This window comes from Bradyrhizobium sp. AZCC 1678 (assembly GCF_036924765.1).
GTDB lineage: Bacteria > Pseudomonadota > Alphaproteobacteria > Rhizobiales > Xanthobacteraceae > Bradyrhizobium > Bradyrhizobium algeriense.
The window spans coordinates 4,503,557-4,517,888 of record NZ_JAZHSE010000001.1 but is presented as its reverse complement, the minus strand read 5'-3'; the positions used below and the strand labels follow the sequence as shown (position 1 = coordinate 4,517,888).

15 protein-coding genes are annotated in these 14,332 nt (G+C 63.5%); 8 read left to right on the top strand and 7 right to left on the bottom strand.

Translation table 11 applies throughout. The features are described 5' to 3' along the window. Positions 1 to 50: 50 nt before the first annotated feature. The gene (locus tag V1294_RS21285; protein WP_334499878.1) at positions 51 to 1,559 is read left to right on the top strand and encodes an amidase; all 1,509 of its coding nucleotides are present in this window, start codon (positions 51 to 53) and stop codon (positions 1,557 to 1,559) included. Between the two features lie 35 nt (positions 1,560 to 1,594). Beyond that, positions 1,595 to 2,020 carry a hypothetical protein gene (locus V1294_RS21280; protein WP_334499877.1) on the top strand — a complete coding sequence of 142 codons (426 nt, stop codon included), beginning with the start codon at positions 1,595 to 1,597 and terminating at the stop codon, positions 2,018 to 2,020. Positions 2,021 to 2,041: 21 nt separating this feature from the next. On the opposite strand, the gene V1294_RS21275 is transcribed toward V1294_RS21280, so the two are convergent. Next, positions 2,042 to 2,554: a DUF1993 domain-containing protein gene (locus V1294_RS21275; RefSeq protein ID WP_334499875.1), complete on the bottom strand. Its 513-nt coding sequence runs from the start codon at positions 2,552 to 2,554 to the stop codon at positions 2,042 to 2,044. Between the two features lie 96 nt (positions 2,555 to 2,650). On the opposite strand from V1294_RS21275, the gene V1294_RS21270 reads away from it, so the two are divergent. The 3 genes from V1294_RS21270 to V1294_RS21260 all read left to right on the top strand — a co-directional run bounded on the left by V1294_RS21270 (position 2,651) and on the right by V1294_RS21260 (position 4,982). Next, positions 2,651 to 3,427, top strand: a complete 777-nt coding sequence (locus V1294_RS21270) for a transporter substrate-binding domain-containing protein (RefSeq protein WP_334499873.1) — start codon at positions 2,651 to 2,653, stop codon at positions 3,425 to 3,427. Positions 3,428 to 3,638: 211 nt separating this feature from the next. Next, positions 3,639 to 4,472, top strand: a complete 834-nt coding sequence (locus tag V1294_RS21265; RefSeq protein WP_334499872.1) for a DUF2147 domain-containing protein — start codon at positions 3,639 to 3,641, stop codon at positions 4,470 to 4,472. 156 nt (positions 4,473 to 4,628) lie between these two features. Then, positions 4,629 to 4,982, top strand: coding sequence for a hypothetical protein (locus V1294_RS21260; protein ID WP_334499871.1), 354 nt, complete (start codon positions 4,629 to 4,631; stop codon positions 4,980 to 4,982). A 12-nt stretch (positions 4,983 to 4,994) separates the two neighbouring features. Here V1294_RS21260 and V1294_RS21255 read toward each other — a convergent pair whose 3' ends face one another. Together V1294_RS21255 and V1294_RS21250 are read right to left on the bottom strand one after the other, a co-directional pair. After that, positions 4,995 to 5,399 carry a (R)-mandelonitrile lyase gene (locus V1294_RS21255; RefSeq protein ID WP_334499869.1) on the bottom strand — a complete coding sequence of 135 codons (405 nt, stop codon included), beginning with the start codon at positions 5,397 to 5,399 and terminating at the stop codon, positions 4,995 to 4,997. A gap of 138 nt (positions 5,400 to 5,537) precedes the next feature. Continuing rightward, positions 5,538 to 6,236, bottom strand: coding sequence for a ribonuclease activity regulator RraA (locus tag V1294_RS21250; RefSeq protein WP_108522424.1), 699 nt, complete (start codon positions 6,234 to 6,236; stop codon positions 5,538 to 5,540). Between the two features lie 227 nt (positions 6,237 to 6,463). Here V1294_RS21250 and pxpB point away from each other — a divergent pair, with 227 nt between their 5' ends. The 3 genes from pxpB to V1294_RS21235 are packed head-to-tail and all read left to right on the top strand — an operon-like array spanning position 6,464 to position 9,053. Then, positions 6,464 to 7,195 (top strand): 5-oxoprolinase subunit PxpB, encoded by a 732-nt coding sequence (gene pxpB / locus V1294_RS21245; RefSeq protein ID WP_334499867.1) that lies wholly within the window; start codon positions 6,464 to 6,466, stop codon positions 7,193 to 7,195. After that, the gene (locus V1294_RS21240; RefSeq protein ID WP_334499865.1) at positions 7,192 to 8,247 is read left to right on the top strand and encodes a biotin-dependent carboxyltransferase family protein; all 1,056 of its coding nucleotides are present in this window, start codon (positions 7,192 to 7,194) and stop codon (positions 8,245 to 8,247) included. The genes pxpB and V1294_RS21240 overlap by 4 nt, the downstream gene beginning before the upstream one ends. Positions 8,248 to 8,282: 35 nt before the next feature. Beyond that, positions 8,283 to 9,053, top strand: a complete 771-nt coding sequence (locus tag V1294_RS21235; RefSeq protein ID WP_108522421.1) for a LamB/YcsF family protein — start codon at positions 8,283 to 8,285, stop codon at positions 9,051 to 9,053. Between the two features lie 3 nt (positions 9,054 to 9,056). Here V1294_RS21235 and V1294_RS21230 read toward each other — a convergent pair whose 3' ends face one another. From V1294_RS21230 to V1294_RS21215, 4 genes are all read right to left on the bottom strand, one after another. After that, positions 9,057 to 9,206, bottom strand: a complete 150-nt coding sequence (locus tag V1294_RS21230) for a hypothetical protein (RefSeq protein ID WP_190242127.1) — start codon at positions 9,204 to 9,206, stop codon at positions 9,057 to 9,059. 179 nt (positions 9,207 to 9,385) lie between these two features. After that, positions 9,386 to 10,459: a serine hydrolase gene (locus V1294_RS21225; RefSeq protein ID WP_334499861.1), complete on the bottom strand. Its 1,074-nt coding sequence runs from the start codon at positions 10,457 to 10,459 to the stop codon at positions 9,386 to 9,388. A gap of 342 nt (positions 10,460 to 10,801) precedes the next feature. Continuing rightward, positions 10,802 to 12,400: a sulfite reductase subunit alpha gene (locus V1294_RS21220; RefSeq protein WP_334499859.1), complete on the bottom strand. Its 1,599-nt coding sequence runs from the start codon at positions 12,398 to 12,400 to the stop codon at positions 10,802 to 10,804. Then, complete coding sequence (locus tag V1294_RS21215) at positions 12,397 to 14,199, bottom strand: NirA family protein (RefSeq protein ID WP_334499857.1); 1,803 nt, start codon at positions 14,197 to 14,199, stop codon at positions 12,397 to 12,399. The genes V1294_RS21220 and V1294_RS21215 overlap by 4 nt, the downstream gene beginning before the upstream one ends. Between the last annotated feature and the right edge of the window lie 133 nt (positions 14,200 to 14,332).

The window sequence follows — 14,332 nt, the reverse complement described above, 5'->3', positions numbered from 1 at the left end:
GACCCCGGGCGCGGCCGGTCCACCGACCGGCCGGCAAGCGAGGTATCAGCATGGCCTTCAAGGAATACGGCAATTACGACGCGGTCGGCCTTGCCGAACTGGTTCGGAAGAAAGAAGTCGCGGCCAGGGAATTGCTCGACGAGGCCATCGCCCGTACCGCGAAGGTCGATCCGCAGATCAACGCGGTCGTGGTCAAGCATTACGACTATGCCGAACGCCAGATCGAGCGCGGGCTGCCCGACGGCCCCTTTACCGGCGTACCGTTCCTGCTGAAGGACCTCGACCTCCTGGAGGGCACGCGCACGACCTCCGGCGCCACGATCCTGAAGGATTTTGTGGCCGACCACAGCGGCACGCTGGCGCAGCGCTTTCTCGATACTGGCGTCTCGATCTTCGGCAAGAGCTCCAGTCCCGAATTCGGCCTGATGCCGACGACGGAGTCACGCCTGCACGGGCCGACCCGCAATCCCTGGAATCTCGAGCATTCTTCCGGCGGTTCGTCGGGTGGCGCGGCAGCGGCCGTTGCCGCCCGCATCCTCCCTGTCGCGCATGCCAGCGATGGCGGCGGCTCGATCCGGATCCCCGCCTCCGCGTCCGGCGTGTTCGGCTTGAAGCCGACCCGGGCGCGTAATCCGCTCGGCCCATATCGCGGCGAAGGCTGGGGTGGCTTCTCCTGCGGCCACGTCGTGAGCATCAGCGTGCGCGACAGCGCTGTCATGATGGACGCAATCCACGGTCCCGAGCCTTCGAGCCCCTACATGGCGCCGCCGCCGGAACGGCCGTTTTCGCAGGAAGTCGGCCGCGATCCGGGTAAGCTCCGCATCGCCTTCACCGACAAATCGCCGTATGGCGACGCTATCGATCCGGAAATCGCGGCGGCCGTGCGCGTGATTGCGGGCCTTCTGGCGGGACTCGGCCATCACGTCGAGGAACAGGCGCCAGTGCTTGCCGCTGATCCGGCCGCCGCCATGACCACCATCGTCGGCGGCAACACCGCGTTGACGGTACGGCTAATCGAGCAGAGGCTCGGGCGCGCCGCAACGGAAAACGATTTCGAGATATTGACGCTGGCGTTCGCTCACAACGCGCAAAAGACCACCGCGACCGATTACGTCGCCGCCCAGCTCGCAGCCTTCCAGATTTCGCGCTCGCTGGCGGCTTTCTTCGAGAGCTGCGACGTCTTCCTGAGCCCGACATTGTGCTCGCCGCCGCTGCGCATCGGCGAACTCAACGCCATGTCGGAGTATCTGTCGCATATTCCCCCGATCCTGCGCCGCTATATGCCCGGGACCGCCATGTTCAATATGTCCGGGCAGCCGGCGATGTCGGTGCCGCTGGCGTGGAACAAGGCCGGATTGCCGCTCGGCATGATGTTCTCGGCCGGGTTCGGCGATGAGGCGACCCTGCTCCGGCTGGCCGGGCAGCTCGAACAGGAGCGGCCCTGGAAGAACAGAATACCGCCGGTGTGCTTAAACTCCGCCCCAAAAGCGCCGCGGATGGACAAGGCGCCGCCTTATTCGGTAACGAGGGAAGACACGGGGCGGCAACGGGGACATTGATTCTGCTCACGACGCCCCGATCCGGAGGCTGAATCGTGACTCAGAGCGACCCGACCGACAACGCGCTGGCGGCCATCGCCAGCATTCTCGACCGACCGGAGAGCCACCGCGAGCCCGATAAACCCGTGGTCGCGGAGCATGGGCCGGTGGCCCCTCCACCGATCCCCGTGACCCCTTCGCCGATCGAGGCTCACGGTTACTCCAGGCACGGTCCGGGGCCGATGGCCTCGATCCGTTTCAAGTGGACGGTCCGCCTTGAGAATGGCGACTACTATGTCGACGAGACCATCGGTGAGAATTCCGCTCCGATCGTCTCCGGCCCGATGTCAAGAGAAGCCGCGATCCAGATGGTGGACGATCGCGAAAGCGACGCACGCCGGCGCTTCGAGCAATTGAAGAGCGAGATGACCGAACGCGGCGGCGCCGCCAATCTGGTCAGCAAGGACAGCAGCGAGGCATAGCCTTCCGGCGCTGTCTGACGGCTATCCCGGCGGTCCCAGAAAATCCTTCTTGGCAAGATCGACACCCGCATGGCGCAGGATGTCGTAGGCCGTCGTGACATGAAAGAAGAATTGCGGAACGCTGAACGTCAGCAGCAACGATTTTCCGGTGAATTTTCGCTGGGTGCCGTTCTTGAACGTGAAAGCGACTTCCTTGTCGACTGCGGCGTCGATCTCGGCACGCGGCAAGCCCTTCACGAAATCGATCGCCGCTGAAATCCGCGACTTGAGCTCGGCGATGTCGGGCTCGCTGTCAGAAAATGTATGTGGGGCACGGCCGGCCAGCAGCGCGCCGGCAACGACCGCATGCCGGTTGGCTTCTGCCACCTGCTGCTTCAGGCTGTACATGGTGGGTGAGAGCCGCATGTTCAGAAGCACGGCCGGATCGATGTTTCGGGCTCTCGCATGGGCCGAGGCGTGGTCGAGAAGAACCGACAGATTGCCGAGATACGGCACGAACACGCCGACGGAAGCTTCGTAGAGCGAGATGGTCACGATTTCAATTTCTCCGGGTGGCACCACCGCGATATCTGGTTTAAATCGGCGCCATCGCTCCAGAGTGTCATCGAATTTGTCGGCGGAGAAGACCTGATGTTTCGAGTGTTCGTTAGTCTTGCAATGGCTGTCCTGTGGACCGTTGTCGCCAACGCTCAGCCGGCGAATTCCCGCCTCGACGACATCATCAAGCGCGGCACGCTGCGGGTCGGCATGACCGGCGACTATCGTCCCTTCACCTATCTCGACAAGACGACCTCGAAATTTACCGGCTTCGACGTCGACATGGCGGAAGCGCTTGGCAAGGCGCTCGGCGTCAAGGTCGAGTTCGTTCAGACGGCTTGGCCACAGCTGATGAAGGATTTCGAAGCCGACAATTTCGATATCGCGATGGGCGGCGTCTCGATCACGCTCGACCGGCAGAAGAAGGGAATGTTCTCGACGCCGATCATGCGCGAAGGCAAGACGCCGATCGCCCGCTGCGCCGACAAGGACAAGTATGAGACCATTGCCGATATCGACAAGGCCGGCACGCGCGTCATCGTCAATCCAGGCGGCACCAATGAACGCTTCGCCAAGGCGAACATCAAGAACGCCGAGATCAAGATGTGGAACGACAACGTCACGATTTTCGACGAAATCGCCAAGGGCAATGCCGACCTGATGATGACGGACTCTTCCGAGACCCGCTACCAGCAGAAACAGCACCCGGGCGTGCTCTGCGCGGTGCATCCGGAAAAGCCGTTCGACTTCGCCGAGAAGGCTTATTGGCTGCAGCGCGACATAGCCCTGAAGGCCTTTGTCGATCAGTGGCTGCACATCGCCACTGAGGACGGCAGCTTCGGGAAAATTTATGCGGCCTGGTTCGATTGATTCCTGGTCGGATAAGCCTGTTTTCGCAGGAAATTGACCGTCCCTTGGGCGCTATTTAGACTGCCCCAAGTTAGACTACCGAAGTCGAATTTGAACCAAAGCCGCTAGTACACGACTTATGCTTTGAAAGTGATCTGGATCACGTTGGGTGAAGCTATTGCTGCGTAATAGCTTTTGGGGAATGGGGTTCCCTGCTCAGGAGGTCGCAACAATGAAGAAGTGTCTCGCTATCGCCGTGCTCTTGCTGGCGAGCAGCCTCACCACCGCGCAGGCCCAGTACTCGTTTGAGTATGGCGGCCGCACCATCACCATCGATCCCGATCGCGGCACGGTTCAGATTCCCGGCGTCTACGATAATACCGGCAAGAAGGCCAAGCGCTCGCGTGGCGAGGAAGGCGACCTTGATCGTCCGGGCAAGAAGGCGCCGCAGCAGGCGAAGTCCGCCCCGCAGGCCGCACCGGAGGCGGCAACCCCGGCCGCACCTGCACCGGCTGAACAGGCCGCCGCTCCGGCGGCTGCGCTTGCCGCCCCTGCTCCGCCCGCTCCTGCCACCACTTCGAGGGGCGAGCCGTCGACGGCAGCCGTAGCGCCGGCGGATAGGGCTGCGCCTGGGCCAGCAGCGCCCGCGCCTCCAGTGCAACAGAATGCCGCTCCGGCCGCGCCGCCGGCGCCAGCTCCCGTTGCCGCGCCAGCGCCGCCGCAACAACAACAGGCCGCCGTCCCGGCAGCATCCGCGCCGTCGTCTGCGAACTCACCGCTCGGCATATGGCTGACGGAGGAGAAGGAAGGCAAAGTGCGGATCGAACAGTGCGGCCCCAATCTCTGCGGCTATTCCGTCGACAAGAAGTCGAACCAGAACGGCGAGCAGGTCCTGATCAACATGAAGCCCGGCAAGGACAAGTGGAGCGGCCGGATTTTCGATCCGAATTCAGGCAGCACCTACGATTCGACGATCGCGCTGAAAGGCACCGACAATCTCCGCGTTCAGGGCTGCGCCTTCGGCGGCATGTTCTGTGGCGGCCAGACCTGGACCCGCGTCAACTGACCGGCATCCAACCTGCGCATTCAACTGGAAGCCCCGCCGCAACGCGGGGCTTTTCACTGCGCCCGCTTTTCACTGAGAATTAGCCCGTGATGACAGTCACAGTCGTCATGGAACCGCTGTGAGACCATGATCGTGTCCAAACCAAAGGGGCACGTCATGGTAACGTCTCGGAAATCTCTGGTAGCCGCTTCGCTGATTGCTGCACTGGGCTTTGCGACACCATCCGCGGCCGCGACGTTCGACGGCGCCTGGAATGTGCAGATCACCTCGTCGAACGCCGCCTGCAACAGCGGCGCGTCGGTCTCGATCGGAATCAACAACGGCCAGGTCGCCTCGAACAGCGCGACTGTAACGGCGTCCGGCCGCGTGGCCGAAGCGGGCGCCATCCATGTGACCCTGGCGAGCGGCATGAAGCGCGCGGTCGGTTCCGGCGTTCTCACGGCCACGTCGGGATCGGGCACATGGCGCGCAGCCCTGTGCTCCGGCACCTGGACCGCGCAACGCGTGTGAAGCGACAGCAGTTTAGCCGAGCTTCTCGGAATACTCCGCGTCGCTCACGTGCTCCATCCAGGTGACGTAGCTGCCGTCGGCCGCTTCCTGCATGGCAATGTGAGTCATGGCGTTGGTCGGCGAAGCGCCATGCCAGTGCTTCTCACCGGGCGGAATCCAGACGACATCACCGGGGCGAATTTCCCTGATCGGTCCGCCTTTGGCCTGCACCCGTCCGACCCCTGAGGTGACATAGAGCGTCTGGCCCAGCGGATGCGTGTGCCAGGCCGTGCGCGCGCCCGGCTCAAAGGAGACGCGCGTCGAGGCCAGCCGTGCCGGCGCCTCGGTCTGGATGATCGGATCCTGCAGCACCGTGCCGGTGAAATATTCCGGCGGCGCCCGGCGCGTCGGCCGGGAGCCCGCGAGATGGATATCCATGGAGTTGTCTCCTTTTTCTGGACTTGTGTTTGACCTTGTAGGGTGGGCAAAGGCGCTCTTCGCGCCGTGCCCACCAACCCGGGGCTGGATACTGCGATAGACGGTGGGCTCGCTTCGCTTAGCCCACCCTACACATAGTTATTTCTTGCTGGCCGCGTAGCGCGCCTTGGTCTCGGCGTTCATCGGATAGAGGCCGGGCAATGCCGCGCCGTTGTTCACCTCGTTGACGATCCAGGCTTCCATCCGTTCCTGCTCCGGCCCTTCGGCCAGCACATGGTCGAGCAGCGCCTGCGGGATCAGGACCGCGCCGTCCTGGTCGGCGACGACGATGTCGTTGGGGAATACCGCGACCCCGCCACAGCCGATCGGCTCACCCCAGCCGACGAAGGTCAACCCGGCCACCGAAGGCGGCGCCGCAAAGCCGTCGCACCACACGGGCAAATTGGTACCGAGCACGCCTTCGACGTCGCGCACCACGCCATCGGTGATCAGCGCGGCAACGCCGCGTTTGACCATGCGCGCACAGAGAATGTCGCCGAAGATGCCGGCGTCGGTAACGCCCATGGCGTCGACCACGGTGATGCAACCTTTCGGCATCGCTTCAATCGCAGTGCGGGTCGAAATCGGCGACGACCAGGATTCCGGCGTTGCCAGATCTTCGCGCGCGGGCACGAAGCGCAGCGTAAAGGCCGGTCCGACCAGCCGCGGCTGCCCGGGCCGCAGCGGCTTGGTGCCGCGCATCCAGACGTTTCGCAGGCCCTTCTTGAGCAGCACGGTGGTGATGGTGGCAGTGGATACGCCGGACAGGGTTGCGAGGGCTTCGGGGGACAGGGACATCTGGAATGCAGGCTCCGGAGGATGGGTGAAAGGTAGCGCATCTTGCGAAGCGCGGATGTCACGTCAAGGGCTCGGCGAAAGAAGCGCGATCACAACATCTTATCGTCGGCATGCAGATTAATTTATTGAACTTACTGGCTGATTTCGCGCGAAGCGAATTCCACTCGCGTCCAAAACACGCTAGAGGTGGAGGCGCAGCACAGAAGCTGCGAGACAGTTTAGAGGCCATGGCCGCGACGCTTCCCCCGCCCCGCCTTTTGCCGAGTGGCGACAGCGCCATCACGGTGGAATTCAGCCGCAACATCGACGATGCCGCCAACCGGCGGGTGCTGGCGCTCGACCGTGCAATGACCGCTGAGCCGATCACGGGTGTCACCGAGACCGTGCCGACCTATCGCTCGCTGCTGGTGCATTACGATCCCGTGTTGATCGATTTCGACAAGCTTGGCGAAAAGATCCTCACGCTCGCGCAGCGGCCGGTACCGGCAACGACAAAGACCCGGCGCTGGCGCATTCCGGTGGTCTATGGCGGCGAGCACGGCATCGACCTCGAGGACGTCGCAAAGACCCTCAACACCACGCCCGACGAGATCGTGGCGCGGCATGTCGCCGGCGACTACCGGGTAGCCATGATCGGCTTTACGCCCGGCTGGTCCTATCTCAGCGGGCTCACGGACTCCCTGCACATGCCGCGGCGGCAGAACCCGCGTTTGCTGACGCCAGCCGGCACCATCTCGATCGGTGGCGTACAGACCGGCGTGCAGTGCCTCGCCGGCCCGAGCGGCTGGCACCTGCTGGGACAAACGGCCGTCCGCACCTATCAACTGCATCGCGATCCGATCTTCCTGCTGGAGCCCGGCGACAACGTCACCTTTACGGCGGTCGATGCCAAGACTTTTGCGGAGCAGGATCGCGCCGCCGAAGCCGGCGAATTCATTGCCGAGCAGATCGCCTCATGAGCAAGCTCGTCATTGCATCGATCGGCCCGGCAAGCTCGGTACAGGACGGCGGACGTCCCGGCGCCCAGCGTTACGGCCTGGTGCCGAGTGGCGCGATGGACCGTCTGGCGCTGGTGGCAGCGAATACGCTGGCCGGCAATGAACCGTTCACGGCGGCTGTCGAGGTCGGCCCGTTCGGAGCAAGGTTTACCGCACGCGGCGGCGCGGTGCGCGTCGCGCTGGCGGGAGCCCCGCGCAATGCCGATATCGCCGGCCGTGCCGTGGCGTCGGATACGTCCGCAACCCTCGCCGATGGCGAGACGCTGACGCTCGGTTTTGCCCGCGGCGGCTCGTTCAGCTATCTCGCGGTCGAAGGCGGCATTGCCGGCGAGCCGATGTTCGGCAGCCTCGCCGTCAACGCGCGCGCGGGCCTCGGCAGCCCCTATCCGCGCCCCCTGCAAGCCGGCGACGAACTGCAGACAAAGGTGGCCAGCGGCGCGCCGGAGCGGCGGATCGAGCTGCCCGCGGCAACCGACGCGCCGATCCGCGTGGTGTGGGGTCCACAGGATGACGAATTCGCCGACGAGACCAAAAACCTGCTTCTCGACAGCGAATGGAAGATATCCGCGACCAGCGACCGCATGGGCTACCGGCTCGAAGGCCCCGTACTCAGACATCTCCACGGCCACAACATCGTTTCCGACGGCACCGTCAACGGCAGCCTGCAGGTGCCCGGCAACGGCCAGCCGATCGTACTGATGCGCGATCGCGGCACCAGCGGCGGCTATCCCAAGATCGCGGCGGTGATTTCGGCCGACTTCGGACGGTTTGCGCAGATCCCGGCCGGACGCGCCTTTCGCTTCCGGGCCGTCAGCATGGCGGAAGCGCAGGCGGAAGCGCGAAAATTTGCCGAGTTGTTGCGCACCCTGCCCGAGCGGCTGCGGGCCATCGAAAGCGTTGATCTCAACATCGATGCGCTGCACGATGCCAATGTCGCGGGCCACGCCGTCAGCGCCGTCGATGCCGGAACCTGGCACGCCGTCTCTCTGGCCAACATATCCGGCCCGGACTGATCACCCAATCCACTCACGAGAAGCGGATCAACACCATGACAACCATCGACCTCAATTGCGATCTCGGCGAAGGATTTGGCGCGTGGGAAATGGGCAACGACGCCGCGATGATCGAGCTGGCGACGTCGGTGAACGTCGCCTGCGGCTTTCATGCCGGCGACGCCGACATCATGCGTCGCACGGTTGAACTGGCGAAAGCGCGCGGCGTCAGTGTCGGCGCGCACCCCGGATATCGCGACCTGCACGGCTTCGGCCGGCGGCCGATCCCCGGCTTGAAGTCGTCGGAGATCGAGAACCTCATCGCCTACCAGATCGGCGCGTTGCAGGCGATTGCGACCGCAGCCGGCCACAAGGTGACCCACGTGAAAGCGCATGGCGCGCTCTCCAACGTCGCCTGTGAGGACGACATGACCGCGAAGGCCATCGCTAACGGCATCAAGGCGGTCGATCCCAATCTGATTTTCGTGGTGCTCGCCAATTCCAAGCTGGTGCAGGCGGGCGAAGCCGCCAACCTGCCGATGGTGCACGAGGTCTTTGCCGACCGCGCCTATGAAGACAATGGCTCGCTGGTGTCCCGCAAGAAGCCCGGCGCGGTATTGCACGATGCGAAAGCGATCGCCGACCGCGTGGTGCGGATGGTGCAGGACGGCGCGGTGGTGTCAGTCACCGGCAAGGTGATCAAGATGCGCACCGACACCGTGTGCATTCACGGCGATACGGCCGGCGCGGTCGACATCGCGCGCGCGGTGCGTCAGGCGTTGAAGGATGCAGGGATCGCGGTCGCGCCGTTCAAGACGATAATTTAATTCCTAGAACGGATGAACCGAGAGCGTGCCGAACACGATGGCGGCAATGAGCGCGAACGCGCTGTAGAGCGCGGCGGTATAGCCGGCGCCGGAACGGCGGGACACCGAGCGTGCGTAAAGGTGCAGGCGGGCTTCCGCCGATAGTTCGCGCATGATCGATCTCCAACGCGGCATGGACTGCATATGGAATATCGTTTGCGTCCGGATTCAAGATATCCGCGGAAATAGCGATGCGGGCGCTTCGGCGCGCTCCATTTCGAGGGGAAAATTCCCCTCTCCCCGACCAGAGCGAGAATATTATTCGGGCCGATTTGAGCTAGCCGGAACCCAAATCAGTGAGCTGGCAGGTTCGGTTCCAATCGCGACAGTGCCGGAAGCACACGGTCGCGGGCGATTTCATGCCCAAAGTCGCCACGGTTCGCGAGCAGAATCACGCCGACCTTGTGATCCGGTACAAGTCCGACATAGGCCGACGCGTTGTTGAGCCCGCCCGGTTTGTCAACGACGCCTACTCCGTCCACGTCAACATTCTCCCACGCCATCGCTTGTCCGAATTTCTCGTTGAAACGGAACATTTCACGCTGAGTCATCTGCAGCGCTTCGCGCAACTGAGGATCCACCGCTCTACCGTCGAGGCAGGCGGTGAGAAAAATGGCAAGATCCCGCGCCGACGAGAACATCTGCCCGCTCCCAGGGAAATCATAATAGCTGTGCTGGTCGCCCGGCGGACCGATTGGCATGCCGTCATCGGAATAGCCCTGGACGGCGCGCTGCATGAATTCAGGACGCATGACGGCACGGTTGTCCGGTCCACGTTCGGGAAGCAGCGTCGAACTCATCCCTAGCGGCCTCAGGATCCGACTTTCAATGAGCTGACCTATTGGAACCCCATACCGACGCTCAAGCGCCAGCTGCAGCAGCACGTAACCGGCATGCGTATAGATGCGTTGTTTGCCCGGCTGTTCGCCCGCCTGCGGCGTCCAGGCGTTGAGGATGTCGAGAAATTGGCCCAGCGAGTATGACTCGTTGGGCCATGGCGGGTGATCCGTCGCCAGCAAGAGGCCAGAAGTATGGGTCGCAAGCTCACCAATCGTGACCCGACGAATATAGTCGCCATTCAATTCGGTGACGTACTTGTTGACCGGATCGTCCAGACTTATTTCGCCGCGCAGCGTTCCGAGCGCGACCAGTGCAGCTTCAAACACCTTGCGCACGGACGCTATGTTGAACAGCGTGTCCGGTGTGACCGGCCGCTTGCCGGCTTGATCGGCGAGACCGTAGTTGAAGAACTGGACGTGGCCCGCGACGTACACGGCGGATGCGAGCCCGCCGGGATCATTGGCCGTCACCACAGGGGCGAAATTTTCCGCCATAATGTCCTGAACCCGTGAGTCCAGGTCTGTCATGGCCACGCGCGCCGGACTGGGCAGGAGGACGAACAGAAGGGCCAAGCCCGCGGTGAACGAGGAGCACCATGATCTCATATCACAATCCGACAGGCATCATGAGATAACCAGCGCTGGATCGCCGGTCGAGTGAGCCAGCGATTGACACAAGCGCGCCATCAAACAACAGCATGTCGATCGTGGGGTTTCCTTCGACATTGTTATTATCGCTGCTTGGTCTCGGCCAAGACACGTATGAGCGTTGGCGAGGCAACCGAAATCACAATCCGGATACTCCGGGAACCAGGCGCTGACGCCTCACATTCGTTCAGCTTGCGTCAACCACGCTCTGCTCCGCACGCCCTAGTAAACGTCCTGCTGGAACCGGCCCTGCTTCTTGAGTTCCCCGACAAAGCTGACGGCCTCGTCGGTGGTTCGGGCGCCGAACTGCGCGACGATATCGACCAGGGCCCGCTCGACGTCCTTGGCCATCCGCTTGGCGTCGCCGCAGACATAGATGTTGGCGCCCTCGGCAAGCCAGGTCCACAATTCGCGGCCGACCTCGCGCATGCGGTCCTGCACATAGAACTTCTTGTCGCCGTCGCGCGACCACGCCAGCGACAACCGCGTCAGCAGGCCCGACGTCTTCAAGGCATTGAGTTCGTCGGCATAGAAGAAATCGCAGTCGCTGCGCTGATGGCCGAAGAACAGCCAGTTCTTGCCCGGCGCGCCGGTGGCGCGGCGGTCGAGCAGGAAGGCGCGGAACGGCGCCACGCCGGTGCCGGGCCCGATCATGATGACCGGGGTCCTCGGATCCTGCGGCAGCGCAAAGCCATGGGCCTTCTGCACATAGACCTTCAGCTCATCGCCGGGATTGATGCGCTCGGCGAGGAAGGTCGAAGCCAGCCCTAAGCGTTTGCGCTTGTTGATCACGTAGCGCACGCAATCGACCGTCAGCGACAATTTTCCGGGCGTCGCATTGTGCGACGACGAGATCGAGTAGAGCCGCGGCTGCAGCGGCTCGAGCGCCTCGACAAAGGCCTCGGGGTGCGGGCGCACGCCAGAGAATTTCTGCAGCACTGCCATCACGTCGAGCGTCGCCGCGTCACCATCGGGGTCCTCGCCCTGCGCCAGCGCCCTCGCCTTCTCGCGGGTGGTCCCACCAGTGATGAAGGAGATCAGCTCGAACAGCGAGTCCGGCGCCGGCGACAGCGAGACGTCGTCGATCAGGACTTCCCGCAGCGTCTTGCCGTTGACCTTGGTGGTGTGGGAGGCGCCGAGCAGCGCGATGATCTGGTCGACCAGCCCGACATCGTTGCGCGCGAAGATGCCGAAGGAATCGCCGACCACATAATCGAGCCCGCAACCGGACAGATCGAACTCGATGTGCCAGGTCTCCTTTTCCGACCCCTTCTTGTTGAGGAGGCGACGCGAAAGGAAGGTCGCCGCGATCGGATTGTCGCGCGATCGTCCGGGCTCGGCCACGACCGCGGGCGCAGCCGGTGCCGCGGCAGGCGCTGATGACGGCGCGGCCGGCGCCTTGTCGATCTCCTCATAGAGCGCCTTCAGCATCCGCGCGGTTTCCTTGCCGCCGGGGACGCAAAGGTTGAGGCGCGCCTCGCTCTTGCTCGCGATAGCTTCCGAATAGTTATGACAATCGTAGCCACACTGCCCGCAATCCTGCTGCGCCATCGCCGCCATCATGCGCCGCCGCAGCGGGCGGCCTTCCGCGAGCTTCATGCGGTCGGCCATCGGCATGGTCTGGTCGTGCCAGGGCGCTTCGCCGTCATCGCCGTCGCCGGCGGCGCCTTCCATGACGGCCGCGCCCTGCTCCGCCGACAGCGGCGTCGCATCTGACAGAAGTCCGGCGAAGAAGCCGTTCAGCCACGAGCGCTGCGCCTCGGAGAACGGCGCACTGGACGGGATGATCTCGATCTTCGGTGGGGGTGTAATCTGGTTCATGAGGACACCTGAGCGTCTGTGACCTGGGCGTCGGCAAGCTTGCGCAGCGTCTCGCCGTCATGGCGGCGCGCGAACGTCAGGAAAGTTTCTTCGGGCGAAACGCGATGTGCGAGATAGGCCTTCAGCAATCGCTCGACCGTCTTCGGCGCATCCTCGGCCTTGAGGTCGTGATAGACCTCCTGCCCGACATCGGCATCCGGACCAAAGCCGCCGCCGGTGAACAAGTGATAGCCCTCGACCGGATCGACATCCTCGCCGACATCCACCTTCGCGGCGATCAGTCCGATATCGCTGATGTAGTGCTGCGCGCAGGAATGATGGCAGCCGGTGACGTGGATGTTGAGCGGCGTGTCGATGTTGACGCGCGGTTCGCACCAGTCGCCGATCTCGGCGGCATGGCGCTTGGTATTCGACGCTGCAAACCGGCATCCGGCATTGCCGGTGCAGGCGATCAGCCCGGCGCGAATTTGCGAGGCTTCGACCGCCAATCCGATCTTCCTGATCGCGGCGATCGCCAGTTCGACGTTCCCGTCGCGCACCCCCGGGATCAGCAGGTTCTGCCAGACCGTCAGCCGGATATCGCCGTCGCCGAGATCCTGCGCGATCCTGGCCAGCCCGCGCATCTGATCGCAGGTGACTTTTCCGAGCGGCAGCGACACGCCGATCCAGTTCAATCCTTCCTGCTTCTGCCTGTGCACCCCGATATGCGCCATGCGATCGAAAGCCGGCCGCGGGGCGAGCGCTTCCGGCGGTACGCGGGTGAAGGGTTTGCCGAGCCGCTCCTCGACCAGTGCGAGAAACTTGTCGTGCCCCATGTCGTCGAGCACGTATTTCAACCGGGCCTTGTTGCGGTTGGTGCGGTCGCCGAGATCGATGAAGATGCGCACGATGGCGTCAGACACTTTTGTCGCATCGGCCGGCTTGACGATGATGTCGCCATATTTGGCAAAATCCCTGTGGCCGGTGATGCCGCCGAGCCCCAGGCGAAACCAGACGCCGGGATCGACACCGAAACCGTCCTTCACCTCGACCGCGGAAAACGCGATGTCGTTGGTGTCCTCCAGCACGGCGATCTTGCCGGCGCCGTCGAAGGCAACGTTGAACTTGCGCGGCAGCCCGTACAGCGAGCGATCGTTGAGGATGTGGTAGTGCCACTCCCGCGCATATTCGCGGGTATCCAACAGTTCCTGCGGATCGATCCCCGCCGTCGGCGTCCCCGTGACGTTGCGGATGTTGTCGGCGCCGGTGCCGCGCGAACACAGGCCAAGGTCCTGAATGCCTTCGATCAACGCCACCGCGTGCTTCGGCGGAATCTCGCGCACCTGCAGATTGGCCCGCGTGGTGACGTGGCAAAACGGTCCGCACAGTTTTTCGGCGAGATCGGCAAGACCCGAAAACTGCCAGTGCTTCAGGATGCCGTTCGGGATCCGTAAGCGGCACATGTAGGAATCCTGCGCCGGCGCCACATAAAACAGGCCGTAATAGCGCCAGCGGAAATTATCCGCAGGGTTCGGTGGCGCATTGTCGAGCGCTTGCTGCTTCAGCCGCGGATAGGCATCGAACGGATGCTCCTCGCGCTTGAATTTTTCCTGGTCGGCGAGCTTCTTGCCGGCGGCTGTGACCTTGTCCTGCGCCTTGATATGCGCGGCATCCGGTCCGGTCGGCTCAGTATTCGCCTTGCCGGCGTTACCACCGCCGAGGCCGCGCCCCACCCGGCTGATCTGCAGACCGGTGGTAAAGCCTTCGAGGTAGCGTTTCTGCTCGTCGGTAAAATCGACTGTGAGGGTTTCGATCTTCATGGTGCGCGACGAAGCTCCTGCGGCCACGAGGGGTGGCATCAACGAATGGGGATAGACCGCCAGGAAAATCGGCCCGGCGCGTCGCCGGGCTGTGATTTTGCTATGCGGTCCGACCAGCTTCGTTGCTGCGGAA

Coding starts and splice junctions, on each gene's coding strand:
- V1294_RS21215 (WP_334499857.1), bottom strand. CDS start 14,199: ATGAAGATCGAAACCCTCACAGTCGATTTTACCGACGAGCAGAAACGC.
- V1294_RS21250 (WP_108522424.1), bottom strand. CDS start 6,236: ATGTCCCTGTCCCCCGAAGCCCTCGCAACCCTGTCCGGCGTATCCACT.
- V1294_RS21265 (WP_334499872.1), top strand. CDS start 3,639: ATGAAGAAGTGTCTCGCTATCGCCGTGCTCTTGCTGGCGAGCAGCCTC.
- V1294_RS21225 (WP_334499861.1), bottom strand. CDS start 10,459: ATGACAGACCTGGACTCACGGGTTCAGGACATTATGGCGGAAAATTTC.
- V1294_RS21270 (WP_334499873.1), top strand. CDS start 2,651: ATGTTTCGAGTGTTCGTTAGTCTTGCAATGGCTGTCCTGTGGACCGTT.
- pxpB (WP_334499867.1), top strand. CDS start 6,464: ATGGCCGCGACGCTTCCCCCGCCCCGCCTTTTGCCGAGTGGCGACAGC.
- V1294_RS21220 (WP_334499859.1), bottom strand. CDS start 12,400: ATGAACCAGATTACACCCCCACCGAAGATCGAGATCATCCCGTCCAGT.
- V1294_RS21230 (WP_190242127.1), bottom strand. CDS start 9,206: ATGCGCGAACTATCGGCGGAAGCCCGCCTGCACCTTTACGCACGCTCG.
- V1294_RS21260 (WP_334499871.1), top strand. CDS start 4,629: ATGGTAACGTCTCGGAAATCTCTGGTAGCCGCTTCGCTGATTGCTGCA.
- V1294_RS21235 (WP_108522421.1), top strand. CDS start 8,283: ATGACAACCATCGACCTCAATTGCGATCTCGGCGAAGGATTTGGCGCG.
- V1294_RS21255 (WP_334499869.1), bottom strand. CDS start 5,399: ATGGATATCCATCTCGCGGGCTCCCGGCCGACGCGCCGGGCGCCGCCG.
- V1294_RS21285 (WP_334499878.1), top strand. CDS start 51: ATGGCCTTCAAGGAATACGGCAATTACGACGCGGTCGGCCTTGCCGAA.
- V1294_RS21240 (WP_334499865.1), top strand. CDS start 7,192: ATGAGCAAGCTCGTCATTGCATCGATCGGCCCGGCAAGCTCGGTACAG.